At 50.2% G+C, this 26,093-nt stretch carries 26 protein-coding genes; 13 read left to right on the plus strand and 13 right to left on the minus strand.

Annotated elements, in window-relative coordinates; all coding sequences use genetic code 11:
• Nucleotides 1-136: 136 nt before the first annotated feature.
• Entirely contained in the window at nt 137-280 is a 144-nt protein-coding gene (locus KME12_22975) for a hypothetical protein (protein ID MBW4490647.1), read from the minus strand.
• The gene (locus tag KME12_22980; protein ID MBW4490648.1) at nt 277-648 is read right to left on the minus strand and encodes a hypothetical protein; all 372 of its coding nucleotides are present in this window, start codon (nt 646-648) and stop codon (nt 277-279) included. The genes KME12_22975 and KME12_22980 overlap by 4 nt, the downstream gene beginning before the upstream one ends.
• 27 nt (nt 649-675) lie before the next feature.
• Here KME12_22980 and KME12_22985 point away from each other — a divergent pair, with 27 nt between their 5' ends.
• Nucleotides 676-1,056: a hypothetical protein gene (locus tag KME12_22985; GenBank protein MBW4490649.1), complete on the plus strand. Its 381-nt coding sequence runs from the start codon at nt 676-678 to the stop codon at nt 1,054-1,056.
• Nucleotides 1,057-1,101: 45 nt separating this feature from the next.
• On the opposite strand, the gene KME12_22990 is transcribed toward KME12_22985, so the two are convergent.
• Both KME12_22990 and KME12_22995 read right to left on the minus strand, forming a co-directional pair.
• The gene (locus KME12_22990; GenBank protein ID MBW4490650.1) at nt 1,102-1,641 is read right to left on the minus strand and encodes a hypothetical protein; all 540 of its coding nucleotides are present in this window, start codon (nt 1,639-1,641) and stop codon (nt 1,102-1,104) included.
• A 34-nt stretch (nt 1,642-1,675) separates the two neighbouring features.
• On the minus strand, nt 1,676-2,155 hold the full coding sequence (locus tag KME12_22995) for a hypothetical protein (GenBank protein ID MBW4490651.1): 480 nt from the start codon (nt 2,153-2,155) through the stop codon (nt 1,676-1,678).
• A gap of 393 nt (nt 2,156-2,548) precedes the next feature.
• Here KME12_22995 and KME12_23000 point away from each other — a divergent pair, with 393 nt between their 5' ends.
• From KME12_23000 to KME12_23020, 5 genes are all read left to right on the plus strand, one after another.
• Nucleotides 2,549-4,807 (plus strand): hypothetical protein, encoded by a 2,259-nt coding sequence (locus tag KME12_23000; GenBank protein MBW4490652.1) that lies wholly within the window; start codon nt 2,549-2,551, stop codon nt 4,805-4,807.
• Nucleotides 4,808-4,831: 24 nt separating this feature from the next.
• Entirely contained in the window at nt 4,832-5,242 is a 411-nt protein-coding gene (locus KME12_23005) for a hypothetical protein (GenBank protein ID MBW4490653.1), read from the plus strand.
• Nucleotides 5,243-5,263: 21 nt separating this feature from the next.
• Entirely contained in the window at nt 5,264-5,884 is a 621-nt protein-coding gene (locus KME12_23010; protein ID MBW4490654.1) for a hypothetical protein, read from the plus strand.
• A 71-nt stretch (nt 5,885-5,955) separates the two neighbouring features.
• On the plus strand, nt 5,956-6,624 hold the full coding sequence (locus KME12_23015) for a thioredoxin domain-containing protein (protein MBW4490655.1): 669 nt from the start codon (nt 5,956-5,958) through the stop codon (nt 6,622-6,624).
• Nucleotides 6,625-7,017: 393 nt separating this feature from the next.
• On the plus strand, nt 7,018-8,130 hold the full coding sequence (locus KME12_23020; GenBank protein ID MBW4490656.1) for a DUF1016 family protein: 1,113 nt from the start codon (nt 7,018-7,020) through the stop codon (nt 8,128-8,130).
• A 33-nt stretch (nt 8,131-8,163) separates the two neighbouring features.
• On the opposite strand, the gene KME12_23025 is transcribed toward KME12_23020, so the two are convergent.
• The gene (locus KME12_23025) at nt 8,164-9,201 is read right to left on the minus strand and encodes a hypothetical protein (GenBank protein ID MBW4490657.1); all 1,038 of its coding nucleotides are present in this window, start codon (nt 9,199-9,201) and stop codon (nt 8,164-8,166) included.
• Between the two features lie 1,098 nt (nt 9,202-10,299).
• Here KME12_23025 and KME12_23030 point away from each other — a divergent pair.
• Together KME12_23030 and KME12_23035 are read left to right on the plus strand one after the other, a co-directional pair.
• Nucleotides 10,300-13,350, plus strand: a complete 3,051-nt coding sequence (locus tag KME12_23030) for a DUF3854 domain-containing protein (GenBank protein ID MBW4490658.1) — start codon at nt 10,300-10,302, stop codon at nt 13,348-13,350.
• A 185-nt stretch (nt 13,351-13,535) separates the two neighbouring features.
• Nucleotides 13,536-13,724: a hypothetical protein gene (locus KME12_23035; GenBank protein ID MBW4490659.1), complete on the plus strand. Its 189-nt coding sequence runs from the start codon at nt 13,536-13,538 to the stop codon at nt 13,722-13,724.
• 932 nt (nt 13,725-14,656) lie between these two features.
• Here KME12_23035 and KME12_23040 read toward each other — a convergent pair.
• The gene (locus KME12_23040) at nt 14,657-14,851 is read right to left on the minus strand and encodes a hypothetical protein (GenBank protein ID MBW4490660.1); all 195 of its coding nucleotides are present in this window, start codon (nt 14,849-14,851) and stop codon (nt 14,657-14,659) included.
• Complete coding sequence (locus KME12_23045; GenBank protein ID MBW4490661.1) at nt 14,848-15,084, minus strand: FAD-dependent oxidoreductase; 237 nt, start codon at nt 15,082-15,084, stop codon at nt 14,848-14,850. Before KME12_23045 ends, KME12_23040 begins: the two co-directional genes overlap by 4 nt.
• 264 nt (nt 15,085-15,348) lie before the next feature.
• Between KME12_23045 and KME12_23050 the strand changes: the two genes are divergently transcribed.
• On the plus strand, nt 15,349-16,368 hold the full coding sequence (locus KME12_23050) for a hypothetical protein (protein ID MBW4490662.1): 1,020 nt from the start codon (nt 15,349-15,351) through the stop codon (nt 16,366-16,368).
• A gap of 158 nt (nt 16,369-16,526) precedes the next feature.
• Here KME12_23050 and KME12_23055 read toward each other — a convergent pair whose 3' ends face one another.
• Complete coding sequence (locus KME12_23055; protein MBW4490663.1) at nt 16,527-16,922, minus strand: hypothetical protein; 396 nt, start codon at nt 16,920-16,922, stop codon at nt 16,527-16,529.
• Between the two features lie 514 nt (nt 16,923-17,436).
• Here KME12_23055 and KME12_23060 point away from each other — a divergent pair.
• Nucleotides 17,437-17,838 carry a nuclease A inhibitor family protein gene (locus tag KME12_23060; GenBank protein MBW4490664.1) on the plus strand — a complete coding sequence of 134 codons (402 nt, stop codon included), beginning with the start codon at nt 17,437-17,439 and terminating at the stop codon, nt 17,836-17,838.
• On the opposite strand, the gene KME12_23065 is transcribed toward KME12_23060, so the two are convergent.
• Nucleotides 17,839-18,696: a DNA/RNA non-specific endonuclease gene (locus KME12_23065; GenBank protein MBW4490665.1), complete on the minus strand. Its 858-nt coding sequence runs from the start codon at nt 18,694-18,696 to the stop codon at nt 17,839-17,841. It abuts the gene before it with no gap.
• Between the two features lie 695 nt (nt 18,697-19,391).
• Between KME12_23065 and KME12_23070 the strand changes: the two genes are divergently transcribed.
• Nucleotides 19,392-19,913, plus strand: coding sequence for a type IV pilin-like G/H family protein (locus KME12_23070; protein MBW4490666.1), 522 nt, complete (start codon nt 19,392-19,394; stop codon nt 19,911-19,913).
• Nucleotides 19,914-19,918: 5 nt separating this feature from the next.
• Here KME12_23070 and KME12_23075 read toward each other — a convergent pair whose 3' ends face one another.
• From KME12_23075 to KME12_23090, 4 genes are all read right to left on the minus strand, one after another.
• Entirely contained in the window at nt 19,919-20,281 is a 363-nt protein-coding gene (locus tag KME12_23075) for a hypothetical protein (GenBank protein ID MBW4490667.1), read from the minus strand.
• Complete coding sequence (locus KME12_23080; protein MBW4490668.1) at nt 20,281-20,673, minus strand: hypothetical protein; 393 nt, start codon at nt 20,671-20,673, stop codon at nt 20,281-20,283. Before KME12_23080 ends, KME12_23075 begins: the two co-directional genes overlap by 1 nt.
• Before the next feature lie 399 nt (nt 20,674-21,072).
• Complete coding sequence (locus KME12_23085; GenBank protein MBW4490669.1) at nt 21,073-21,441, minus strand: hypothetical protein; 369 nt, start codon at nt 21,439-21,441, stop codon at nt 21,073-21,075.
• Between the two features lie 435 nt (nt 21,442-21,876).
• The gene (locus KME12_23090) at nt 21,877-22,776 is read right to left on the minus strand and encodes a tyrosine-type recombinase/integrase (protein ID MBW4490670.1); all 900 of its coding nucleotides are present in this window, start codon (nt 22,774-22,776) and stop codon (nt 21,877-21,879) included.
• Between the two features lie 83 nt (nt 22,777-22,859).
• Here KME12_23090 and KME12_23095 point away from each other — a divergent pair, with 83 nt between their 5' ends.
• On the plus strand, nt 22,860-23,330 hold the full coding sequence (locus tag KME12_23095; GenBank protein ID MBW4490671.1) for a helix-turn-helix domain-containing protein: 471 nt from the start codon (nt 22,860-22,862) through the stop codon (nt 23,328-23,330).
• Nucleotides 23,331-23,345: 15 nt separating this feature from the next.
• On the plus strand, nt 23,346-26,066 hold the full coding sequence (locus KME12_23100; GenBank protein MBW4490672.1) for a Tn3 family transposase: 2,721 nt from the start codon (nt 23,346-23,348) through the stop codon (nt 26,064-26,066).
• Nucleotides 26,067-26,093: the final 27 nt, after the last annotated feature.

The following is a 26,093-nucleotide window of genomic DNA, read 5'->3' on the forward strand; positions in this document are numbered from 1 at the left end:
GAGAGGCAGGAGATAGATAACGAGTCGGTAGCCGACGCCGGGGCTGGCGACACGGTTTGATGAGGGCGCTCAGGTGTAGCCCGATCGCTAGAATGGCAAACCCAACAATACTAAGAGAACAGAATTCAGTCATAACCTAAAAATCATCTAGAACTTGATTCAAATCCACGTCGCTCAGACTTTCCCGCATCTGGGTGATTGTCGTTTCAACAGCAGATCCATCTTCAGTTGGAGTTGGGTTGCTAGCTAGGAAAGCAGATCGCTCTAACTTTGCCATCATGCCACCTCCGCGATTTGAGCAAATTTCATCGCTAACCACTTAGCTCCCCCAAAACAATCAGCAAACCGAGCCTGATTGGCTTCGGTTGGAATTCTCAATACTGTTGCCAGTTCTCGCGACAGATCTGGCATCCAGTTAATTGTGGCTCCTGGCAGGTTACTGAGAAATGATTCTAACTGAGGTCTTAGCTCAGTCAAGGCAGTTCCACCGCCCACCAGCACTTCATATCGCGGGACATCGAGCGCGGCAAACTTATCGCTCAGATGATGCCGAACTTGTTCCCAGTAGTAAACTTCTGCCTTCTGACGGCGATCGACTAGCTCAAAAACTTTTCCCGGTTGATCCGGAAAAGCAACGGTAAGCAGCAACCCCTAAGTGAGAAGGCGTTGCAGGCAATGGCAAAAGACCAAGCGAAGTGGGTCGCCCAGATCGAAGCGGTCGTTGACCAGGCTGAAACCATTCTGGCCCTGAAGGGGCAACCAATGGCAGGGGGCATGTTTTATGGCAGTCAGCAATGCCTCCTGTTTGAACGCGACGGCTTGCTGGCAGCGACGGCTTCAGGGCGGGGAGTACAACCGACCGAGGGCGATCGCCAGCAACTCCCCACCGAGATGTGGTCCTGGGGACGGGGGTTAATCCTCAAAGTGGAACAGGGCACGGTTGATTGCAAAGCGACCCGAGTTACCAATAGCGATGCCGCTCGATTTGAACGGTTTGCTCACCAGCTTCAGTTAGAGGCACACAACCCAGCAGTCATGGCGAGTTATGAGCGCTAAAAATAATACCTGAACCAAGCGGAGCAGCGCCGCCGTATGAGAGTGTCATGCTACGGCTGGATCACTAGGAGTTTGCCTCGCCTTCAAAACCTGAGAGGCAATGGATTGCGAAGCAGCATGGGCGACCATTTGCCAGTCTTCTGGGCTCAACAGCTCAGTGAGCACTGCCACCACTTGGGGCTGAGTCAGTTTGTGAGCGCGATCGCCTGGAGCCAGGGCTGCCGAAATGCGTCCGATCGCTATCTGTTGGCTGGGAGTTGGCGCGACAAGATGCTCCCGAATGAGGCGGCGCGCCACAGTATAGGCCTCTTCAAACCCTGCGCCTAAATTCCAGGATGCCATCCACTGCTGCAAGCCTGTAAACAAAATCGATTGCACCTGCATCTGCTGCCGCATTGGTTGGGATTGCCCCGGCTCCATTGCATTGACGGCGCGATGATATCCTTGCATCGCCAGCCCCGCTTCCACCTGACCCCTGACAGCTTCTTCCATTTGAGCTGATTCGTGCAACCAGGCAACCCCGCCGCACAGATCCATCAGATCGCCCGTTTGGGCATATTGGATAGCAAGTGTCTGGTCGTCCATGCAGGATTGTTTCCCAAGGAATGATGCTTTGAGTCTAGCCTCGAATCAGGCTGTACTCAAAGTATATCAAGCCTGCTTTGTCAGAGTCTGGCCCATATTCCGCCATCTGATTGCGGCGGTAAAAGCCTTCTGAACCGGGAAGTGCATGCAGCCCCACTCGACCGCCATAGCCCAGTTCTAGGCTACGTTGTCGCGCAAACAGCAGAAGAGTTCGGCCTACCCCTTGCAAATAAGGGGGATTTTCGAGAAATCGACGATTCCAAGGGGCCACCGCCAAAGCTTCCACATAAACCAGGCGATCGCGCTGCGGTAATTGAGAGCGATGCCATTGAGTCTCCAACCACATCAGCCCCTGCGTTAAGCTGTCTACTTCGATTGCATAGGCTTCATATCGAACTGCTTGATCGGCTTGTTGCAGTTTGTAATTCCATCGCCAATCGCGATCGGCTTGGTCTGTAAGACGCAGGGTTCCTTGCCAAATTGTTTCAAAATCTTCCAGGTGGCGTTCCTGCATGTCACAGAGCCATCCAGAAATGATTTCTCCTGTGCCGCTCAGTAGTTGAATCGCTCGTCGCATCCTAAAAAGACCGGGTTGACCCTCTAACTCTTAAAACTTAGTTGCAACCATTCTCTTGCCCTGATGTGGAAGCAGAACAATTTCTCACATCGTACGATTCGACAACTGAGAAAAAGCAGAAATGACACACCAATTCCATCTGGCAATCCGCTCAAGTCCATTTCTCTGACATCTCAGGTTTCTACAGTGGCAGCGTGACTCATTTCCTCTAGTGTCATGCGGCTCCTGTTCAACCGAATCAAATCGATCCTGCTCGGCCTGTGTCTCGTTCTGGCACTGGTACTACTTGGCGCATCGCCAGTTAGGGCACAAGTTGGCTCAGAGCTACCGGTGACTGCTGATTCGACAGGACACCCCACACCTGCATGGGATCAAGTATCTTTTTCCGCTTTGCCCGCTTTTGAGAGTGCCGGAGGGCTGGATATCCCAGAAGATGCCACCAGGGATCTTGGCTACAACTTGTCACGCTCCTGGCAAGCGGGAGATTCTGTTCTAAACGTGCTGAAACTAGGGGATGTTCAGGATGCCTTTGCTTTAGGCAACTTCAGGCTCGGAGATTCCGTGCACTGGGGTGGACTTGATCCAACGACCTTGAGCTTGAGCAACTTTAGTTTTCTCACGGATGAAACCGTTGCTGAGCTGGTGAGCCAGATACCGGCGATCGCGGGATTCAAAATCAGCGAGGTCAGACCGCTCTATGACCTGATAACCCAAAGCATCCCCAATGTTGCCCAAACTCTTTCACGAATGAGTAATTTTAGGGTCTGGACAGAGCAGCCGATCGCTGCTTTAGCCCAACTGCCAGAAGTCGGCAATCTATCCCTCAATCACCTGGACTTGAGTCAGTACAGCTTCAGGCAACTGCCAGGGCTGGAAGCGGCAACCTTGAGCAGCATTCGGGATTGGAAAAACCTCCATCTGGCCGAAATCCTAGGGCTGAGCAATGTCCCTTTTTCTGCCTTCTTCAATCCTGGTCAGTTCCTGGGCCTGATCGCCATCCATGACGTGACCTATGGGGGTGATAACGCACACCAGGAGTCCCGCTGGACACCCACCCAACACAGCATCACGGGCAGCTATAAGGTGGGCTTCAATCATGAGTGCGCTCAAGCCCAAGGGTGCGATTACCTGGAACTGAGTTCACCGATTTCGCTGGGAAGCGCAGGTGACCCGACCAGACTGCATGGAGCCAGATGGATTCGAGGAGGCTACGGCGCGGGGAGACAGATGGTGCCAGGAGGACATGGGGTGTTAGGAACGATCAATGGAGGTCAAGAGCCCACAGGAAGACACCCATTTGGCAAAGCCTTTAAGGTCGTGCTGACGGATACAGACGAATCGACGGGAACGGGAAAGTTCGGACTGTACTTTCGGGTCTGCCATCGCAGCGCCTTTGTCGATCTCGGCTGTACCCCCTACTTCATTGGTCCAGTTCCCTGGTTTCCCACTCACGAGAAGGGTGGGGTACTAGTCGGATTGACTGAGATCCCACCCCCATCCGGGATTCAGGAGCCTGAGATTCCTCCTGAAGTGCAGGAAATGATCGACCAATATGATCCAGGCACAAATTCAGGCAATGATGCACAAACCTGCAAAATTGATCCCAGCAAACTTGATCCCCTCAGTCGCTCCCTAGTTTCCTCTCTTTCTGATATTAGAGAGCAACTACGAGGATCACAATTTATCCCCCACATCCTCAGAGCCTGTGCTAAAGCAGGCGTGACTGATTCTGCTCAATTGGCGTACATCCTAGCAACTGCTGAACACGAGACCAACCACTTTCGGACGATGGAGGAATACCAAAAAACACCTTACGACAGTGGTGGTGTGGGAGAGGGGATGATTCAGGTAACCTGGTGCGACAAGAAACAGTTTGTTTTCCAGAAACTAGGACTGTCTGCCTATCGAGGAGTCACTGACAAACGGCTACAACAACCTACGATTGCGGCAGATGCACTCTGTCGAGGCATAAAAGAGGGGTGGTATGGGCAAATGCGCCCAATTGGGCAGTGTATATCAGGAAGACAGGCGGACTACGGTTGTGCCAGGCAACAAGTCAATGATCACGACCGAGTCGAAGAGATTGCCAACTATGCCAGAAACTTTCGACGGGCACTGCAAAAGTCAGGAACGAGCGCTGCTGGTGGAGCGCTCACTTGCAGTTCACCAGCAGCCAATACAAGTGGAACAGCCAAAACGCGATCCATTTATCAAACCGCAGAAAACATGCAGGGCTTTAGTACCGCTGATAGCCCCACTGGAGGCAACGTCGCCTGTGCTTGGGCAGTCAACGAAGTGCTTTACAAAACGATTGGCAAACGAATTGGAGATAACCCAAACTATGTCCCCTCTGTGCAGTCCGCACTCGCAAGGGAGCAGGGAGTAGAAATTCCAGCCTCTCAAGCGCGTCCCGGCGATCTCGCAATCGCGAAAGACATGCAACATATTGGCATCTGCACCGCGAATGGATGCAATCAAATCCTGTCAAACAGTAGTAGTCGCTCGAGTTTTAGCTGGCGTTCCAACGGCAACTTTGATGGCTCTTACGACCAGTATGGAGGCACGACTCACTACTACCGTGTCAAGTAATCCTCATCAAAGGAAGACAACCTGATGGCTCACTTCAAGTACTATTTGATTCTGCTGATCGCCACCTTCAGTCTCAGCATCATGCTACCCACGATCGCGGGGTGGTCGGCTCACACCCTACCGCCTACGCCTGCCGCTTCACAGCAGCTTTCGGTCATTCAAGCATTCGCAGCTGATTTTTATCACCGAAATGGCACCCAAAGGACTGTTTCAGTCCGCAGGTATGCGGTTGAGGGCAATTATGCGCTTCTAGAGTGGACTTCTGGAGAAATGGGAGGCATGGCGTTGCTATTGAAAGCAAGCACCCAGTGGACACTCATTGACCAAGGGGGTGGAGCGATGGATACCAACACCTTGATTCAAGCAGGCGTACCCCCAGCCCAAGCCCGCCAACTTTACCAGGCTTTCCAGCAGCAAAAACTCAATCCTTTATAAACTCCTAACAACAATAAAACGATGCGACCCAGATTTCGATTCAGCTTTGGCGCTTTTCTACTGTTCCTTGCCTTCGCTGCCAGTAGTCTAATGTTCCGGGCCAACCCCCAAATCCTACAACCCTCACTTCCTGACACAGCGGCCCTGTTTACATCACTTCGTCCTGCGTTAGAGCGAACGGCGGTACCTTTACGCTTACCCAGCTATATTCCCATTGATGGGCAAAGGCAACCCAACCCCCAGCTTCCTCAACTCCAGGTTTACGCTGTTTTGGATAAAATTCAGTTCGACCAGGGATACCAAATCACGTTGGGCTACACACCGGATTGTTCGGGGGGCAATGCCTGTCGTTTAGGCACCCTCTCTGGTGAGATCAAACCCCACCAATCGATTAAAGACACTTATGATTTTATGCGCGATCCCAACTTTAAAGGGCGGAGGTCTCAAGAGGCAATGGCTCCTGTCAGCCTATCGAGAGGAATTCAAGGTTGGTTTATCCCCTGGATTTGTGGAGCCAACTGTAATGATGCGAAAGTAGTCTGGGAGGAAAATATCTACCGCTATTCGGTGGGTATCAAGCTGGGCGATCGCGCTTCCTTGGTTAAAATGGCAAATTCTGCAATTGAGGCAGGTAATCTGTGAAAATTTGGCAATGCTTCGTCGTTCTCTGCTGCTGTGTTCTCTGGCTATGCGGAACGCTTCCTGTTGAAGCTGTGAGCAAAAACCTGGAACAAGCGGTTCTAGAAATTATTGAGCGACATCCGGAGGTCATCCTCAAATCCCTTGCAGATTACCAACAACAACAGCAGGCGCAGCAAAAACAGGCGCAGGCAGCAGCGATCGCTGGGATGAGACCTCAGCTCGAGGAGATCATCCGCGCTGCCCCCGCGCTCGGAAATGTTCAGACGACCAAAGTCACCTTGATCGAATTTGCCGACTTTGAGTGTCCTTTTTGTATTCAAGCTCATCCAGCGCTGAAGCAATTTCTCGCGGGGCATCCTCAGGTGGCTTTGATCTACAAGCACTTTCCCCTTTCAGACATTCATCCAGAGTCTCTACCCGCCGCAAAAGCAGTTTGGGCCGCTGGGGAGCAGGGGAAATTCTGGCAGTTTCATGATGCCCTGTTTGAGCGAACAGACAACTTGAACGACACCCTCTACCAAACGATCGCCACTCAGCTAAAACTGAACCTCAAGCAGTTTAACCACGATCGCAATAGCGATGCTGCAACTCAAGCGATCGCTCAGGATATGCCACTGGCCAATAATTTGAAAATTGAAGGAACACCTTCTTTCCTGGTACTCACTTCCCAAACCGTGGAATTAATATCCGGTGCAGATTTTCAAGCACTGATTAAAGTTGTGAATCGGGTTACTCCATAGATCATCAACAGCCAGTTATCAGATTTTGAACAGGAACAGTCCATCAAAGCTGGCGATCGCGATTGAGCAACTGAAAATTTCTAATCTACAGTTAGTTGCATCAGGCTTATCCTCAAAAGTAGGACATCAAGAATGGCAAAATGCATACAGCTTGCTTGCAGAATGGGATCGCCTGTGATCGAACCAAAAACTATCACTGGCAGCAAGATGCAACCCACGAGAAAACTCTGCCCTAGAACTCAAGTCATACTAAGCAAGGTTGAATACCTACTGCACAGGCGATGCACAAATATCCTGGGCTCCCATACCTTAAATTGTTTATGGGTGGCTGAATAAACTTCATCTCCTTGAACACCCATCCGATAGAATCAATAGGATGGAAGTAAAATATCAATGGGTAGCGATCTGTCAAAGTTGGGCTACGAAGAGTTTCTCAGGGAACTAAAAGAGCGCATCCGGAACGCTCAGGTCAGAGCGGCTCTCGCAGTCAACCGTGAGTTGGTTCTTCTTTATTGGCAAATTGGCAAAGAGATTCTCTACCAACAACAGCAACAAGGTTGGGGAGCTAAGGTCATCAATCGGCTAGCAACGGATCTCCGTAAAGCCTTTCCAGATGTCAAAGGATTTTCAGCCCGTAACCTGCTCTACATGCGCGCTTTTGCAGAGGCTTATCCAGACGAGCAAATTGTGCAACAAGTTGTTGCACTAATTCCTTGGGGACACAATATGCGAGTTTTGGATGCGGTGAAGACTGCTGAGGAACGGATGTGGTACATCCAACAAACGATCCAATATGGCTGGAGTCGCAATGTTTTAATCCATCAGATCGATAGCCAGCTCTACCGTCGCCAAGGCAATGCGATCACCAACTTTAACCGGGTACTTCCTGCTCCCCAGTCTGAGTTAGCTCAGCAAATTGTCAAAAGTCCTTACTCGTTCGATTTTTTGAGCCTGGGCAAAGAGGCACTGGAGCGAGAGCTGGAAACTGCTCTGATTCAACACATTCGAGAGTTTTTGCTGGAGTTGGGGGTTGGGTTTTCCTTTGTAGGTAGCCAGCATCCCCTGATTGTGGATGAGAAGGAATATAAAATCGACTTGTTGTTCTACCACTTTCGCCTGCACTGTTTTGTGGTGATTGACTTGAAGGTGGTGGAATTCGAGCCAGAATTCTCCGGGAAGATGAATTTTTACGTGTCCGCTGTCGATGATCTGCTGCGGAGCCCTGAAGATAAGCCTACAATCGGCATCATCCTCTGCCGCACCAAGAGCAAAACAGTGGCAGAGTATGCCTTGCGCGATGTTCATAAACCCATTGGAATTTCCACCTACCATATGGGCACACCCTTACCCGAAGAGTTCCAGAGCAGCTTGCCGACCATTGAAGATTTAGAAGAAGAACTCGAAGCGATCGCTGCCGAAGTCGAGCAGACTCTAGCATCTCAGGAAGTAGAACAGCTTTCCCTATTTGCAGACCCCGCCACGATTCAAAAGATTGAATTGCCTTGATCTACTCCCACGAATTCAAGTCGTAGGAATAGATCAATGAGGACAACACAACTTTTCAGGATTAATTTGAAACTGAACATTAGCCGTCTTCTTCTTACGAGGTAATTCCTGTGCTCCCAAGATGTAACCTTCTTGCTTCAACTCATCAACTGTGCGCCAAAAGATCTGGTTGTTGCGCGAAAGGTTGCTTCCCAGGAGATCAAGATTTTTGAATAGATATTGCTTTGAGATGACCAAGTATTGGCCATCCTGCGGGGTGTCCCATTTCATCCGGCTAGCTAGGTAAACTAGCAACTTAGTCTTGTAGTCATTCTTTGCGTTGCTGCCTAACTTCTGAGTAATGTCAATATCGTTTGCAAACAACACATAGTCCCCAGTCCGTCCTGGTCCATCAAAGAACTCCAGAGATACCGTGTAAGCATCCGCTAACTCATAGGTATAGTCAGCCGCTTTCACCAGATCAAAATCCCGAGGGACATGATCAATCTCAAAATCTTTAATCCGCAAGATACTCTTGATCGTTACCTTGGCACCAATATTCTCTCCTTTACGGAGTGACTGGGCAAAGACTAGCTCAGTACGATGTAGAGCAACTAAATCCCGGTTGAGTTGCGATCGCACCTTAGAAGCAAATCCACCATCCTTGGTGCGAGTGTAACCGAGGCTCTCCAGCAAGTCATTTGAGCGGAACGAAACGGTTGCTCCAGTCTGCTGACAGGCAGCCTCTTTATAAAGATAGAGAATAATCGCAACCTGACGTGGGTTGAGGAACGTCAGCAACGCCATAAATAAACGTTGAATTTTCCGGTCTTGAATTTTCTCTAGTCCTTTGCTGAGCCCTTGGTCAACACAGTCCCTCAAATCTAACTTGGCATACTGCGCTTTCAATTCCTCCCATTCCTCGGTTGAGAGATCGGCAAGGGGCATCCGGCGGATTACTTCCACTTCACTTAGATCAGAAGCATCCGGCTCCACTCGCATCTCAAGGTAGTAGCCCTCTGGATCAGAGCGAAGAATTGGCAGCTGCACATCTGGGTTGTGAATCGAAGCCCCTGCCCTCGGCAACACCATCAAAAGTTGCCCATCAATTGGAAAGGTTAGATCTTCACTGTCACTCACTGTCTATACCCTGAGCCTGAGCAAATTCTAGCAGCGATCGCGCTGGAATGCTGTGTTCTATGAGTTTAAAGCCTTTGACCTTATTGAAGAAACTGACTTTGAAACAACTATGTAAACTTAAGTAACACAGCACCTGTAACTCCGGCGTACGTTTTTAGAGGATTTACCTGTAACTCCGGCGTATAGTTTCACCTGTAACTCCGGCGTATAGCTATTCGTTTACCTGTAACTCCGGCGTATAGTTTTGCCTGTAACTCCGGCGTATAGTTTTAGAGCGCGCTAATTTTTTTTGCTTGCTGAGTCTGAGTTTGAACAATCAACCTGTAACTCCGGCGTATAGTTTCACCTGTAACTCCGGCGTATAGCTATTCGTTTACCTGTAACTCCGGCGTATAGTTTCACCTGTAACTCCGGCGTATAAGCCACCTGTAACTCCGGCGTATTCACATGTCAGAGTCAATTTCAGCATCTTGTGTTTTATAGTTTTCGATGTTTAATATGTTGCAGTCGAAGCGGTAAAGCTTGCGACTTTGAGTCAGTCAAGATGAAAGCTTAAGCGACCAACCCTTAACGTTTGAGCAGTTGTTTCGATTCACTCTAACAAAAGGTTTTTCTCTAAACCTTTTGGGCTACCTTCAGATCTACTGGTTGCACTACCCTTCGGATCTGCTGATTGCATGTTGACGTATGTAACAGGGAGGAGAGGCAAGCAAAAAGAAACCCTCCAGAACAGTTTTGGAGGGTAGTGGTTTTATTGAATTGAAACTTGTTATGGACTCTAACTTGTCCGCCAGCCAAGCACCAAGTTAAAGAGTCCAAGAGATAACTACAGGAGAAGCCATGTAGTTGAGATTATGTTTTCAATAAGCATAATCTATTTTATCTTGCTTAATTTTAGGGTTGTTTTGGCAGATATGGCAAGACTTCTGCAAACATCTCTAGCTGCTGCATGGAAACTTCTCCCTCAAGCCATCAAAGGTAGGGAGATCAATAATGTTTACTCTGGGTACAAAAGTTGCTTTCAAGGGCTCTGCTGCAAAAAGAAGCAATGTGAAGCCCCTTATAAGACAAGAACATAGTTCTCCGGTAGAGTTTGCTCAGCAAATTCAGCAAGAATTTGTAGAAGGTAGCGCGATCGCGCCCTGCCTGTACCACGTTGCAACCCGATTGGTTGGCGATACTGAATCGCTCCCGGGTGGTGAGGTTACCTATCCCATCCACGAAGCGTTGAATTGGCATGTGACTCGCTTTGGGTATCAGGCCCGTACCAATTTGTATGCCGTGCTACTCATCAATGAAGATGGTTCCTGCTGGCAGGCAAAACTGAGTCATCCCCGGCACAATAGCAAAGGCAAAACTCAGAAATACGAAACTCCTGTCGGCAATGGTTCCCGTGCCTACCTGCCCCCGGTTCCTCCTGAAATTCGACAGTTAATCGGTCGGCGTTATGGCGTAGAAGTTCCTCTGTTTGGCTCCTTCTGGGATTGGGTTGAGGCACACCCTGAAATTCCCATGGTCCACACTGAAGGTGGTAAAAAGGCGCTCTCGCTACTGAGTCAGGGTTTCGTGCCCTTGGCGTTCTACGGGGTCAACGGCGGTTATCAAAGGTTACTCGATGGCACTCGACGGTTGATTCCCGATGCTGCAAGATTTGCTATCCCGGATCGCCGCTTCGTTTTGGCGTTTGACCAGGACGAAAAGGAAGCGACCCAACAACGAGTGTCCGTGGCCCTGTATCGCTTGGGAGGATTGCTAGGTCAAGCAGGCAACTTAGTCAGTGTCGCAACGTGGAAAGCGGCTCAAGGCAAAGGGGTCGATGATTTGATGGTGCGCTGTGGCGCTGCCGCTTGGCAGAGTGCTTACGACCAGGCACTGCCTTTGCAGCACTGGTTGATCTGGCAACGCTTAGAGCATCGGTTGACCTATCCCGCCGCAGTTAAAGTCACCACCGCTGACCTGTCCACTCTCGTCCTCAACCATCTTCCTGACAGCGGCATTGTGGCGATCGCGAGTGCCAAAGGCACTGGGAAAACCAAACAAATTCAGGCACTACTCCAAGATTCTGAAAAAGCGATCGCGGGAGGGCACCGCATCGCACTGATGCGCAACCTGTCCGCTCGCTTGGGACTGGACTACAAAGGGGATCTCGATAAGGTCAAGGGAGAGTTTATCAATGGAGCCGGTTACACCCTGCGAGTCGGACTGTGTGTGGACTCCTTACTCAGCATTGATCCCAACAAGTTCAGCGAATGTGATCTCATCCTCGATGAAGTGGTGCAGGTCATCCGCCACCTGCTGACGAGTTCGACCTGTGCCAAGGATGGCAAACGTCCGGTGCTGCTATCCCGCCTGCGCGAACTGATTCGAGTGGCTCGTCGCGTCATTGTGGCTGACGCTGATCTCGACAACGCGACTCTGCATTACCTGAAAGAGTTGCGAGGGGATGACACCCCCATTTTCTTAATCCGCAACGCCTACCAGTCCGCAGGCTACCCCGTGCGCTTTATTCGCTCGCCCGATCGCAGCGCCATTACTGGAGAACTGCTGGCAGAGATGCAATCATTGGCACCCGGCAAAGTTCTCTTCATCGCCACTGATAGTAAGGGAACCAGTAAGGCGATCGCCCGCCTGATTGCCCAAGCGGCTCCCCACCAGCGCGTGTTGCTCGTCAACTCCGAAACCAGCGGAGGGGATTGCGAACGCGAATTTATTCAAACTCCAGACGTGGTGCTGCAACGAGGTGAATATGACCTGATTATTTGTTCTCCCTCAGTGGCCACGGGAGTCAGCATTGAAGCTCAAGGCATCATCTCCAAGGTTTACGGCATTTTTACCGGAACCTCCAGCACCGATGCGGATATGGCCCAGGCCCTGGGGCGAGTTCGAGAACCCGTTGAGCGTGTGGTTTGGTGTGCCCAGCGAGGTAGTAACTTCTCGAAGGTGAGTCGTTCCCCCAATATCCTGGAGCTCAAAGACCATCTCCAGCAACGCACTACGGCCACCATTCAACTGATTCGCTCCAGCTTGAAAGAAGATGTCACCGGGGAAGTCACTCACTACGACTGGCAGAGTGATCCGCATCTCAACCTGTTTTGCCGGATTGCTGCTGAACAGAACTTCGCCATGTATCACTTGAGGGATGCCCTGCTAGTGCGACTGCGATTTGAAGGTAATCAAGTGAGCATCGAAGATCGGGAAAACAACTCAGCGATGAAAGCGCTGCTGGCGATCGCTCGCCAAGAACAGCAAGAGGTGGATGCACGAGCCCTGTTGAATGCAGCGGATTTAACCTTTAGCGAAATCTTCAAGCTCGAACAAAAGGAAGGACTGGGGCGAGAAGAATCGTTAGCAGTCGCTAAGTTCTACTTCCAAGAGTTCTACTGCCTCGATTGCCTGCACCTGGAGGATGTGTTGTGGGACAAAGAAGGCAGACGGCGGGGAGAGCTCCTGAACCTGGAGATGCAACTGTTTCCAGGCGTGGCGAGCGATCGCAGTGCGAAAGCATTGGAGAAGCAGGCGACCTGGAACCAGGGGTATTGCCCTTGGGACATTTCCGGCTCCGAACTGCGACGTTGGCTGCGCTCAAACATTGGCATGGATGAATTGATCGCCAAGCTTCGTTCTGGTTGGCAGTGGTGCAAGTACGACTTGAAACCCTACGCTGATCGCGCCCGAGCCCTGACAGCACCAATCAAAGTCGCACTCCACTACACCATTACCAGCGCGATGAGTGACACTCAGATCATTCACCAGCTCCTCTCCCAAATGGGTATTAAGTTAACCATGCACTGGTCTCGCTCCCATCCCGGCTACGAGGGGGAGAAACTCAGGGTGTACAGTCTGGATCTGGCTCATTGGCAGCAGGTGTGGGGGATTCTGCAACGGCGACAGGAGAAACGGCAGCAACTTCAGCAGCGTTTAGAGATAGAGCCAGAGGTTGGATCACCTGCCCGGTTTAAGATTGAATCTCCTGCGGGTGATCCAGGCGGAGAGCCTACAACTGAGTCAGATTCCTGGCTCAATGAAGCGGTCTCAAGTGATATGAGGGAGAGCTTAGAAGCCTATGGGACTGACTCTAGAGGATCGGAAGTTAAAGACTGACCCTCCCGCGAAGTGGACATTACTCATTAGCTCTCTCCTTTGGTAATGCTGGCACTACAATCAATTTCCCCGTTGCCAAAATAGGCGAACCAGCGTGCGTCCCAAGCTTCCCCATCCATACAGTCGTACTGCTTAGCGAGTACGTTCTCATCCCTCCTGGACTGGCAGTTGAGCAATTGGAGCTCATGGGTGATTGGCGATCAAAGCAATCTCGCCTCCGACTGATTGGAGCTGAGCTATCCGGTAACAGAAGGCAAGTGCGCGGCATCACGCGACAAGGGTGTGGCAAGAAGGCGTTAGGTATGGCGCAAAATCAAGTTGTTGCGGTCGTGTCTTGGGGTAGCGATCCCAACCAAGGTGGGACATCAGCTTGACTAAATGAAGACGGGTGGAAGGCGATCGCTCTGCGGATAAAACTGGAAATTGTGTTTGCCAATGGAGGAGTGTTTGTAGACCTCTATAACCTCAGTTTTAGGATTCAAGCGGTCAACACTCAACAGGGAGACGGGTCAGCAGGCAGCAGTCATGGGGTGCTCTTGCAGGGGGAAAAGATGTTAATGGAGCGAGCGTTCACGAATTCTGGTCGCTTGTGGGTCAGCGGCAAGCACCCCAGAGGCGGCGAGTGGATTGGGACCCCAAAGATTTGATTGATGTAGAAGAGGCGCGATCGCGACAGGGCTGAACTAAGCTGCCAGTAGTCCTAGAATAAACTTGTGAAGGATGCCATTTGTACTTTTGTACTACCCATAACACTCCTAACCGCACAGCTAGGGGTTTTTTAATTCACACAAACTGCGTCAAGAGTGCGTCAGAAGTGCGTCAAAAATCAATCGTAGAAGTCGATGAAGCCGAATTAATGGCTCCTAAGGACTAGAAGTGCGTCAAGAGTGCGTCAGAAGTGCGTCAAAGTTGAGCTGCGACGAAAATTGCTGCAATGGATATGGGGTAGATCGACTCAGTGTCGCGCTTACGCGACAGGGATGCCGCAGTCACGCGACCGTCACGCGACGAGAGGCGTTAGGTATGGCACAAGACTAAACCGCCGTCGGGCTTATGGGGAAGCGATCACCCTAAGGTGAGGCAACGACAATCTTGCGCCTACAGACTGAGTTATGGACTTTGGGAAATCCAGACCATTGGCTAAGTAAAGACGGTTGGGAGGCGATCGGCATGCGGATAAAACTGAAGGAAATTGCGTTTGCTAATGGGGCATTGTTCGCAGACCTCTATAACCTCAGTTTCAAGGTTCAAGCGCTCGTCAGTTGGGTCATCAGGGGAACCCTTTCTCAAACACTTGTTCCGAGGCTTAGTAGAAGCGCCGATAGCCTGCGACATCAGCAGGGTTGAACTGGCGAATTTGCTCCACTAAGTAATCGCGATCGCCGTTGTACTGGAAGACAGAGCCATCTTCAAAGCGGACATTGTAGAAGGGGTCAAGCGGCACCAAGGTGACATAGTCCTCGATGGAGCGATCGCTCAACTGAAACAATTCCTGAATCAAGTAAGGAGCTGTGATGATGGTGGAACCCGCTCAAAGGTGAATCCCTCCTGCTTAAACACAGAGGCCCGTCCTCCGGGTTGATCCCGCTTTTCCACAATCGTCACCTGGTGTCCCTGCGCCTGGAGTCGGATGGCTGCCGACAACCCACCAAACCCGCTGCCAATCACCACAATCTTCATGCCACTTGTCCCAAGCCCGCCAAACTCATTAGACCAGAAGGAGCTTGAGGTCACGCCTGAGGCAGCACCGAATTTGAGCGAAACTGTGAGTTCAGTTCCCGTTCTACACCCATCCTGAAGGCGATCGCCTCTCCATCAGTGTCGTCTCATCTAATACAGCCCTGCTGTTGAACTATTGCGGCAATGGCAAAGTTATTCCTTGGCGGGAATTGGGTACTTTGTTTCCTAAGGTGTTTTCCTCCCTTAGAAGTGAATTTCATCGTTTCCTCACATTCGCAAAGTTTACGCCCCAGATAGTAGCCAAGTACCAAGGACAAAATGACTGATTTACAGACATTCTCCCTGCCCGAATCTGTGACTGGGACACAAGCTGATATTGAGATTGCCCGCCAGATGATTCAGGTGTGGCAAAGCGATGGCATCTTTCAAATTGCTTTGAATCTAACTCAGGATCAAACTACTAAAAATGCCTTTGAGACCAGCCAGCGATTCTTTCGTTTGCCACTCAAAAGCAAATCCCAATGCATTAGCGACCTGAGTTATAGCGGCTATATCGCTGTCGGAGAAGAGGTGACGGCTGGCGAAGCTGACCACTCTGAGATCTTTACAATTTGCAAAGATATCCCGTTCCACGATGTCAGCGTCCAGACTCAATGGCCCTGTCATGGCCCCGTACCTTGGCCTGATCAGAACTATCAACAAGGCATGAAAACTTATATGGATGAGTTGGGGGCGATCGGTGAAAAAATGTTGAGATTGGTAGCTTTAGGTTTAGAACTCAATGACATCAATGCCCTCACCAACTTGACCAAAGATGGCTGGCATCACATGCGCGTTTTACGATTCCCTGCGTTATCTGAAAGTGCCACAAAAGGGATCGGAGCCCATACTGATTATGGCTTGTTAGTCATTGCCTCTCAAGACGATCGCGGTGGTCTTTATATCCGTCCCCCTGTGCCAGGAGAACAGCGTCAGCGAAATTGGTTATCTACTGAAAGCTCTGCGGGGATGTACGAAAACGATGACCCCTGGACATTTGTCAAACCTGTACCCAGCGTACTTACTGTCTTTCCAGGTGATATTTTGCAATTCATCACTAACGGCCATCTCCTCTCCACCCCTCACAAAGTCAAGCTGAACCCTAGGGAGCGATTTGCCCTAGCGTACTTCCATGAACCCAACTTTAATGCTGAAATCCGCCCCCTATTGGATGCTGATAGTGATGCCTCCATTCATTACGGCACCCACTTTACCAATATGTTCATGAGGTCCTATCCGGAGCGAATCACCACCCGCCGCATTGTTGATGAAGATCGACTCTCACGTTTAGCCCTCTAAATTAGAGGCTTAGAGCTGGGAAGTGGACTGGGACATAAAGTTTGCGCTTCTCTAGCTGCTTATTTCAAAGCTGACGTTGTACTTCGTTGCAGCAGGGTATTCAGGGGCAAGCCCTACCAAGGTAAACCTTGATCCTAATCTCTGATCGGTATCCTTTCCTAGCCTCTGCCAAAGAAGCGCTTCAGGGGGTTGGAGGCAATTTGCCCTAACCCTCGAGAGGGGTGGTGCTGAGCAGCTTGAACTGGGTCTGAATCTGTGAGAATTTGGATAGCATGTTCCCGAAGCTGGGTACTATGCTCTTGATTTGTGGAGACCAGGGTTGCACCTTGGTTGCCTTTGTCTGTTTGGGGATCAGCTAGAGCTGCCTGGTAGGCGTGATCTAAATTTGGGAGGCTGGCTGCAATTACGGGTAGCTCCACAACCCGAGCCTCCAGATTCTGACCAATAGCCTGGAGTTGTTTTTGTAGTCCCAGAGGCAAAGATTCCTCTTGCTGAGCTAGGGCCGCCACAAAAGCCATAAGGATTTTTTCTTGTTCAGCGGTTAAAGAAGACATAGTTGAAAAGGTCTCTTGATAGGAATAAAACGGTTATAAGAATTCAAAGCTGATTCTTCGATAGTAAAAAATTTCCTGACCTTTGATCTTGGAAGTTGGGATGAATCTAACTTTTGGCGTAAAAGAGTTTAGTTTTTACTCCAGGCAAGCAACTTTTACACGTTTATACACCTGGTTGCTGCTGAGATCGACTGCCAAGATGATTTGCAAGCCGTCAGCCCAATTTTGGATGTCCGCCATAAAGGGGTCTCGTCCAGCTATCTGACGAGCACCCCAGAGCACCACAAGCCAAGAGCGTATCTGAGCCTAGGACAATCGGTAGCCTTTTCGGCTCGGAAATACTTGCGACTCGCAAAAAATTCCACTTGGGCCATCTGCACAAATGAATGCTCGCCCTCTAGAAGCGGACGAAGCAGAATGGCAGAGACAAATCATGCCATGACTTCATGACTGGTGAAAGCGCGATCAATTGCTTAGGATGAAAAGCATCCCCAGCGACTGAAGCGGAGGTCGTGTGAGTAGTTCGGATGTGGTCAGCAAACTAAAGGCAGCATGCAGTGGCTTGCAATTCATGAGTGAGTCTGATTACCCCTTTGAAGTGTTCATCTGGGAAGGAAAAGCTCAAGAGACCTGGACTCCAGAAAAGGTCGCTCAGCACACTGGGCATCCAGCAGATACCTCAGTGAAGGTAGTGACTTTAGTTGACTTCTTTCGGCCTGCCACCGAAGAGCAGGACTGGTTCGGCCTGCAAGAGCAGGAGAGTGCTGCCAAGTTCAAAAACCTAGAGAGCGCGATCGCCAGCACGCTGCACAATGTCAAAGTGTATCGCGTTGGGCAAATCGAGATTGATGTTTATATTCTTGGCACTTGCGGCAATGATTGCGTCGGCCTCTCCACCAAACTAGTCGAAACCTAGCTATTGACTATCCACATTCGCTTCCATTACCGCTTGAACCGATCGCGGCACGCTGCTCAAGAAGTCATACTGAGTTTTTGCTTCAAGTTGGTCTACTGACGTTTTGAACGACTGCCAGCTATTCCTCTTAATGCCCTGTTGATTCGGCATGTCCACCGCAATGACTCGTGTTTTGGTAGTAATGCCTTTCAGTCCAGCTCCTGGTTGATCAAGCACTACAATCACTTTCCAAGTGCTAGCTGGAATCACAACCTTGCCTGCTGCGAGCGTGGTCATTGGTCCTTGTTCACCCACCCCGCCTTGACCCCTGCCTCCTGCAATAATGTAAAGCTCTTTTCCTTGCCTGACTAAACCTCGGCAGTATTCCTCCAACGCCACCCACGGCCCTCGATTGTTATCTGGTGCTTGGGGAATGATGTTGGTCATCAAGAAGGTGGCAGAGTTCGCCTCAACCGTTCCGCCTCGATCTTCAGAGGAGGTGAGATGGCCGCGATCGAAGCCACTGTTGGTGTAGTCTCTAGGACTCACTCGATACCAGCCAACAGGCAGCTGGGGGTCTGGACGGAAGTTATTCTGCCGCTCCGTCTCTCCCAACCAGGTTGAATTCAGTTGCCAGCTCACCCAGTTTGGGGTGCCTTTACTGCGGTTGTAGGAGAGGGCGTACTGCGGCTTCACCATCAAGTAGTTATCTGGCTTGGCTACATTGGCCACCGCATTACTAGGATTGCCCAACCGTAGGTGAACACTTCTAGAGGTTGGAGGGGGAGGGGAAGGACTAGGGGTTGGTGTAGGAACTGAGGGTGGACTCTCAATGGGAGGAGCGAGCACGCATCCGGACAAGATCAACAACAGCCCCATCAAGCACGCCAAAAAATTGATGCGCACGTTACGCCTCCACAAAGCTGCACCTTCTCACTATCTTAGGCACCTAGTAGGCCATCCACCACTGCTTCAGATAGCGTAATGACCCCCTGAGGCAACGAGGACTTAAGGGTTGAGCCTCTTAAAATCAGCACATTCTTCACAGGGCCCCTCTGGATTAATGCCACATCGGATGTAAGGCGATCGCGCTGAATGAACGCAGTTTGGATCGCCTAAGGGCTTTGGGAACGCTGCCATATGTGCCCTTAACCGAGCTTCCCTGGAAGCGACCCATGCCTTGTAATGCTGCCATTGCTGCCAGATTCTGAATAAACCTAATGGAAAGGAGGTGACAAGGCAGACAAGAGCGATGGGAAGCATCAGTTCTTGGGGTCCGATACCGAATCGAACGCAGAGACTAGTCACCAGAATGGTAATGAAAAGGTAAGTATCAATCCTGGTTCGATGTCGCCGTACTAAGGATTGAATGGCTTGTTGGATACGCATAATTAAAGCCTACTTCTTTCACTAAGCTACAAGCTCCTTCACTAGCAGGCCAACTCTGCACCTTCCCTGCGATCGCGCTACCCACCTCGAGCGGGTACCCTAAGCCTGTCCTCTGTAGGGATTTCCATGAATCAACTTTTGATGTTGGCAGTCGCGATCGCTTTTCATCTTGATGGAATTCTTGTATGAATTCGGATTCTCAAAATCACTCCTCTTTTGCAGGAGGCTGCTTGCTGCGACTACTGGCAACTATCATTGCAGCGCCCGTAGTGGGGTATTTCCTGCTTTTCGGTACTCCGGGCCACTGCAACGGTTTCATTAACAAAGTTTGTAAGGCGAAGCAGTGGGAGGGGAAAGCTTATGCAGGGGCAATCAATCGGGCACAGCAAAGCTACTATCTAGATCATCAAAAATTTACCAGCGGAACTGAAAACCTTGGCTTGGGCATCCAGAGTAAAACGAATTCATATGAATACTCAATTCACATCACATCAGAATCAGCACTGGTTTATGCCGTACCGATTGGAGAACTCACAAAAGTAGGCTATGTAGGAGGTGTTTTTCTAGGGAAGACCGAGCAAGGGAAAAGCACTACATTAGCTATTCTTTGCGAGGCTAAAGGGCAGGGAGCAACCCTCAAAGTGAAGCCCTTACTTAAAAACGGATCTCCTGCTTGCCCTAGAGCAAGCTCCCAAGTAAAGCGATGAGCTTCTTACACTGAATCATCCTGCCAGCCACAGCACCCACAATCCCAATGGATGTTTGAAGTTTCTAAAGCAATGCCAGCCTCACAGTGAGGACATCGGCCCGTAAACAGTGGGTGGGATTCGAGTAGTGCCAACTTTTCTAAGCGAGACCAACGCTGTTCTGGAGTCACGATCAACTCGCCGTTGTAGTAGCTAGCTCCCTCCGGTTCCCACAATTCTTCTAGTTCTGCTGTGGGGTCGCACTCAAAATTTGAGCAAGCATCACCACTCACCCCACTCGGATGATTGGTACAGACCAGATGAGGATCGCGAGCATAAAAAATGCAGCGATCGCATTCGGGTAGCTTCCGTCTAATACTCAGACTCATCAATCCTCATCTTTGACTTCTAGCTGATAGATGCGGTTGGAAGGGTGTTCTGCCATTAAGCGCCAATAGTAGCCATTGGGTAGCAGTTGCACTCTAGCGCCACAACGATAAAGCAGAGTGGGCTCATCCTTCCTAATCCCATCCTTGACTGCTTTCTCTAGATAGGGATTGGGGGGTACCGCATCGTTATACCAGATGAGGTGAGCGGTACCAGAGTAGCCAGCATTCAGAAGGCTTGCAAACAGCCATTCCATGATGGGTTGCATCTCCTCCCTCGGCACACCAGAATCACCTTGACCATAGCTGCTGATTGTGGGGGTGCGTTCCCTGCTGTTTGACCTTGTTACCAAGGGTGTGAGGAAGGAACGAGTAAGGGTAAGAAATCTGCTCATACTTGGAAGTTGTGAGGGCTAGATTACAAGGTTCCCTATCTCTATGGTTTGAGAACAGTAGCCGCTGTGGAAGAGTTTTGATGCTGACCCGGATCAGCTTTCAGCATCAATTGAGGCCAAGTCCTTGAATGCTTTGCATGAGCTGTTTACCTAAAATTGCCAACCCACATCTTAAACATTCAAGCTTACTGAGCCAAGCGTTATTCAATGAGACATACGATTAATTCTCAACTTAAAAAACGATTTGGCAGCGATCGTTCCTTTGCGGGCATCCAGATAAAAGTCCACAGGTTACAGAACACTCGATCAAGCGTAGCGATCGCTTGCGAAGTTAGCTCAGACAAATAGCGATCGCACCCCTAAGACTAGAGAGCGATCGCTATTTGTCTGTTTTAGGAGTTAGAGCCCGACGAAGTCAGCACGTTCTAAACCTACAATTTGTTGAGCGATTGCCGCGATCGCCTCAATCTTAGCCACCGAGAACTCGTTGCGAGCACGCTCCAACTCGGCCATTGCTGTGGATTTCTGATGCATGAGATTTTCCAAGTCATCCAATAGTTCTTGATACTTGCTGCTAATGTCAAGCAAATAGAATCGTTCAGCTTGACGAGCTACATCACTCTGGAGGTTCGGGTTCGTCGCGACTTTGGCATCCGCTCTACATTCAATTCGAGCAATTTGCCGTCTGACTTTGGTAATGTCAAGCTCTAAATCGTTAAGGGCTTGGGCAGCTGAAGCGATTGCGGTGGGGTACTGATTTAATTCCATAACCGTGTTGATTAAATAAGTGAAGTTCCATCTGAAGCGATCGCCCCTTTGGGTAGATGGAGGAGCGATCGTTTTCCCTGGGGTTAGCTAGAAGGGACAAGCATCTTGAGGTGCCCAGGTCTCAGAGATTTTCCAGTGGGAATCAAAATGGTTGCGGATGATGCGAGTAATAAAGGCAAAGCGATCGTTATTCGTGACGAGGTCAACTAAGCGCTCATTACCTTGGTCGGGTATGGCAACGATTCGTGTAAAAATGTATCACGATAGCCCTTAAAGCTATATATACCAGTACTTTTGAAGATCCATTTTTTGAGACGCGTAAACCGTTTTGTCGTCCGCCTCAATGGGTGTCTTATTTTCCATCAGCAGAGTAGTAGCCATACTCTGTTGCAGATAAAGCTTGAAGCTCAAAAGTAAACAGAAGTACCCATTTAATCACGGCTCATGGTTACTTGTCTGCAATAGCTTAAATGCATTCTGGGCTGCCACTTCTGCTCGCTCAGAAGTAACCTTCTGATAGCGTAATGTGGTTTGAATATTTTCGTGCCCCATCAGCGCCCGTAATTCTTCGATACTGATTAACCCGACTCTCTCCGTTGCAAAGGTATGGCGCAGATCGTGAATGCGAACCTCTTTCAGTAGCGGATCTAATTGTGTGAACTGCCGCCAGTAGGTGTACACGGTGCGATAGCTCAAGCGCGATACTGCCTGCGTTAGAGGATGCTGAGCCGTAAATAAAGCCATGCACTCCTGATGGCGGTAGTACCGGAGGTATTGGTTCAGCACCAGTTCTGCATCCTCGTTATAAAAGCACCAGCGCTGTTTGTTTCCCTTACCAATCACTTGAAATCGGCGATGAGCCAGATTCATGTCTGCTAAGTTCAGCGCTAACAGTTCTGCAATTCTTGCCCCTGTGCGATGGAGTAAATGCACTAATGCACTCAGGCGAATATCTGGGGCAACAACCTGGTACAGTTGCCGCAACTGCTCAGGGGTCAGATAACGAATGACCTGGTCACTTGATACTTCTCCTTTGGCTGGGTCAGGTCTGCGATGCCGCAAGCGAGCAATGGGATTGGTAGACAGATGACCCTGATCAACGGCGAAATTAAACAATGCCTGGATCACAGCTTGATGCCGCTGGTGGGTGGTGTAAGCCAAATGGGTCAATCCATTCAAATAAGCTTCAATAGTCGGGCGAGTGAGCGACTCAATCGGGTCGCTTCCGTACGCCTGTAAGAAAGGCATCAAGGTTAACTCGTAAGACTGCTGAGTCTTTTGAGCTAGTCCTAGACGATCCAAAAACTGAGTGGCGACAGTGGCAAGCGCAATCAAGAAACCAAGGTTTGTGTTAAGGGAAGACGTATTTTGCTTTAGCAGCAGTATATCTTTAGCTGCACATTAACCAGCATCGTTTTGTGAATACTTTAGAAACAGAACAGGTACCTCATCCTCAAGAATCCTTAGCGCAGTACATTCGCCGGGTTCGCCAGGAGCGAGGTTTGAGTCAACAGGCACTGGCAGAGCGAGCCGGTGTGCATCTGCACAGTATTGGCAAGTTGGAACGAGGGAAAACAGCCAGGCTCAACCGCAAAACCCAAAGCGGATTAGCGGTTGCATTGCAAGTTCCACCGGAGCATCTCGAAGCGGTTGAACGGGGTCTAGCCATTGAGCCGTCCCCCCGCTTGAAGTTCTGCCCCCACTGTTGGAAACCAGGCAACCCCACAGATCCCCTTTGGGCGGAGGTTCGAGCAAAATACTGCTGCTTATGTGGCAGTGCGCTTCGTCATCAGTGCTGGCAGTGCAAGGCACCGATTGGGTCGCTCAAACATCGCTTCTGTCCGCATTGTGGCATGGCATATCAGTCCCAACAGCCCTCATCGATTTAGTATCAGGAGGGTGTCATGCCCAGTGTTCAAGAAACTGCCTATCCTCGTCAAAAGAGCCATCTCACCGTTAAGGAACTGACAACCATCTACACCCCAACCGTTGAGGAGTTAGCCTTTGCGAAAGGAGCCACGGCAAGCGGGAGTGGGACACGGCTGGGCTTGCTGATCTTGCTCAAAACATTTCAGCGACTGGGTTATGCGGTTTCTACCCAAGTCGTACCCAACAGCATTATTCGCCATATTGCGGCGGTTGCCCATCTCGATGTTTCCAGTCGGCAATTAGCAGACTATGATGCTTCGGTCACCCGACGGCGACACTTACAGATCGTTCGAGACTACTTGCAGTTGCATCCCTACAATCGGGCAGCAGCGGTCGTGATGGAGGAAGCCCTGCGTAAAGCCGCACTGACCAAACAGGATTTAGCAGATCTGATCAATGTTGCAATTGAAGAATTGGTGCGCCAACGGTTTGAACTACCGGCTTTTAGCACCCTCAAACGGGTTGCACAGCAAATCCGAGCGCAGGTGGCGACCGCCTTTTATCAACAGGTCAATGCTCATTTAACGGTTGCCAGTCGCCAACAAATTGATGCCCTGTTTGAAATCACCACCGATGCCACCAGCACTCCCTGGAATGAACTCAAACAGGATGCAGGCAACCTGACGCTCACGCATCTGCGAAGCTGGATTGAGCGATTGCAGAAATTGCAGCAGTTGCAGTTTGGACAAGCTGCTTTAATCGGCATTCCAGAGGTCAAAGTCAAACACTTCGCCCAGGAAGCGATGACGCTGGATGCGGCTCGGATGAAGCAGATGGAGCCGTCTAAGCGATATACCCTGGCGGTTGCCCTGCTGAGCGTTCAGTCTGCTCGCACCCTGGATGATTTGGCAGAGATGTTTATCAAGCAGATGCAGCAAATGCATCACAAAGGCAGAACTGCGTTGGCAGAGTATCGAGTCGAAATGCAACCCCGCACCGACGAATTGATTGCGACCCTGCGGGAAGTGGTGCTGGCATATCAGAAACCCGGCGAAATCCCAAATCGCTTTGCTGCCATTGAGTCCATCATTGGGGATCAAGGCGATGCCTTGGTAGAACAGTGCGATGCTCATCTGAGCCATGTAGAAAACAACTACTTCTCGTTGATGCAGAACTTCTACAAAAACTACCGAGCTACTTTATTTCGGCTCATCGAGGTGCTGCCCTTACGCTCCAGTACACAGGACACGACCCTAGAAGAAGTGATTGATTTTTTGCTGAAACATCGGCATCATCGGCAAGCAGACTTGCCGGTCGTTCGAGTAGAAAACGCTGGCACTGAGGCAGAGCAAAGAGTCCAGCCCATTGACTTAAGTTGGATTTCCTCCAAATGGTGGCAATTAGTTACGGGGCAACGTGCCCGCGCCCCAGTGCCTCAGAGCGTTCATCGTCGCCACTTTGAAGTTTGCGTTTTCTCACAGATCTTCCTGGAACTGAAGTCCGGCGACCTCTACGTTGAAGGAAGTTCTGACTACGGCGATTACTACAGCCAACTCATTTCGTGGGAGGAATATGAGGCTGCCCTGGCAGAGTATGGGCAGCAAGTGGAATTACCAACCGACCCTCAAGCCTTTGTCGTTCATGTGCAACGGTGGCTGATAGATTGCGCGACCACGTTTGATGATGCCTTTCCCGCCAACGCGGAGGTCGATTATCAACAAGACCGCCTGGTGATTCGCAAAGCGAAAGCAAAGACGGTGCCTGGAGCAGCTCAACTAAAAGCTCGTATCGCTGAACGCATTCGCCCCGTGAATTTGCTCGATACCTTGATTGACACAGAACTGTGGCTTAACTGGACACGCTTCTTCAAACCTAAATCAGGACACGATAGCAAACTAGATCGTCCGGTCGCTCGGTATTTAGCAACCACCTTTTGCTATGGCTGCAACTTGGGTCCTTCCCAAGCCGCGCGGTCGCTCAAAGGATTTGACCGACGGCAGGTGTCCCATGTGCATCAACGGCATATTGATTTAGATAAGCTGCAAGCAGCCATTACTGCCATCATTGATGCGTATAACCGTTTCAACTTGCCAAAGTATTGGGGAACTGGGAACCAAGCCTCAGTCGATGGCACCAAGTGGGATATCTACGAAAACAATTTACTGGCGGAGTACCACATTCGTTACGGCGGCTATGGCGGCATTGGCGACTATCATGTCTCAGACACTTACATTGCACTGTTCAGTCACTTTATTCCTTGTGGAGTTTGGGAAGCGGTCTACATTCTCGATGGCTTGCTGAACAATCAATCTGAGATCCAGCCGGACACCATTCATGGCGACACCCAGGCTCAAAGTGCAACCGTCTTTGCCCTGGCATATCTGCTGGGCATTACTTTGATGCCTCGCATCCGCAACTGGAAATCCTTGACGTTTTACCGCCCAATGCGATCTGTGCGCTATCAGCACGTTGATTCGCTGTTTACCGATACCGTCAACTGGAATCAGATTGAGACCTATCTGCCAGATATGCTGCGGGTTGCATTGTCCGTTAAGGCAGGCAAGATCAATGCTTCAACCGGGTTGCGGAAACTCAGCACCAACAGTACCAAAAACAAGCTCTACCAAGCATTTCACGTCTTAGGCTGTGCAGTCAGAACGGGTTTCTTGTTGCAATATCTCAATGATGCACAACTGCGAGCGACCATCCATGCGGCGACCAACAAGAGTGAGGCTTTTAACCACTTCGTACAATAAACCTTATTGGAAATAGAGAGGGACAGT

It is taken from the genome of Trichocoleus desertorum ATA4-8-CV12 (assembly GCA_019358975.1).
Lineage (GTDB): Bacteria > Cyanobacteriota > Cyanobacteriia > FACHB-46 > FACHB-46 > Trichocoleus > Trichocoleus desertorum_A.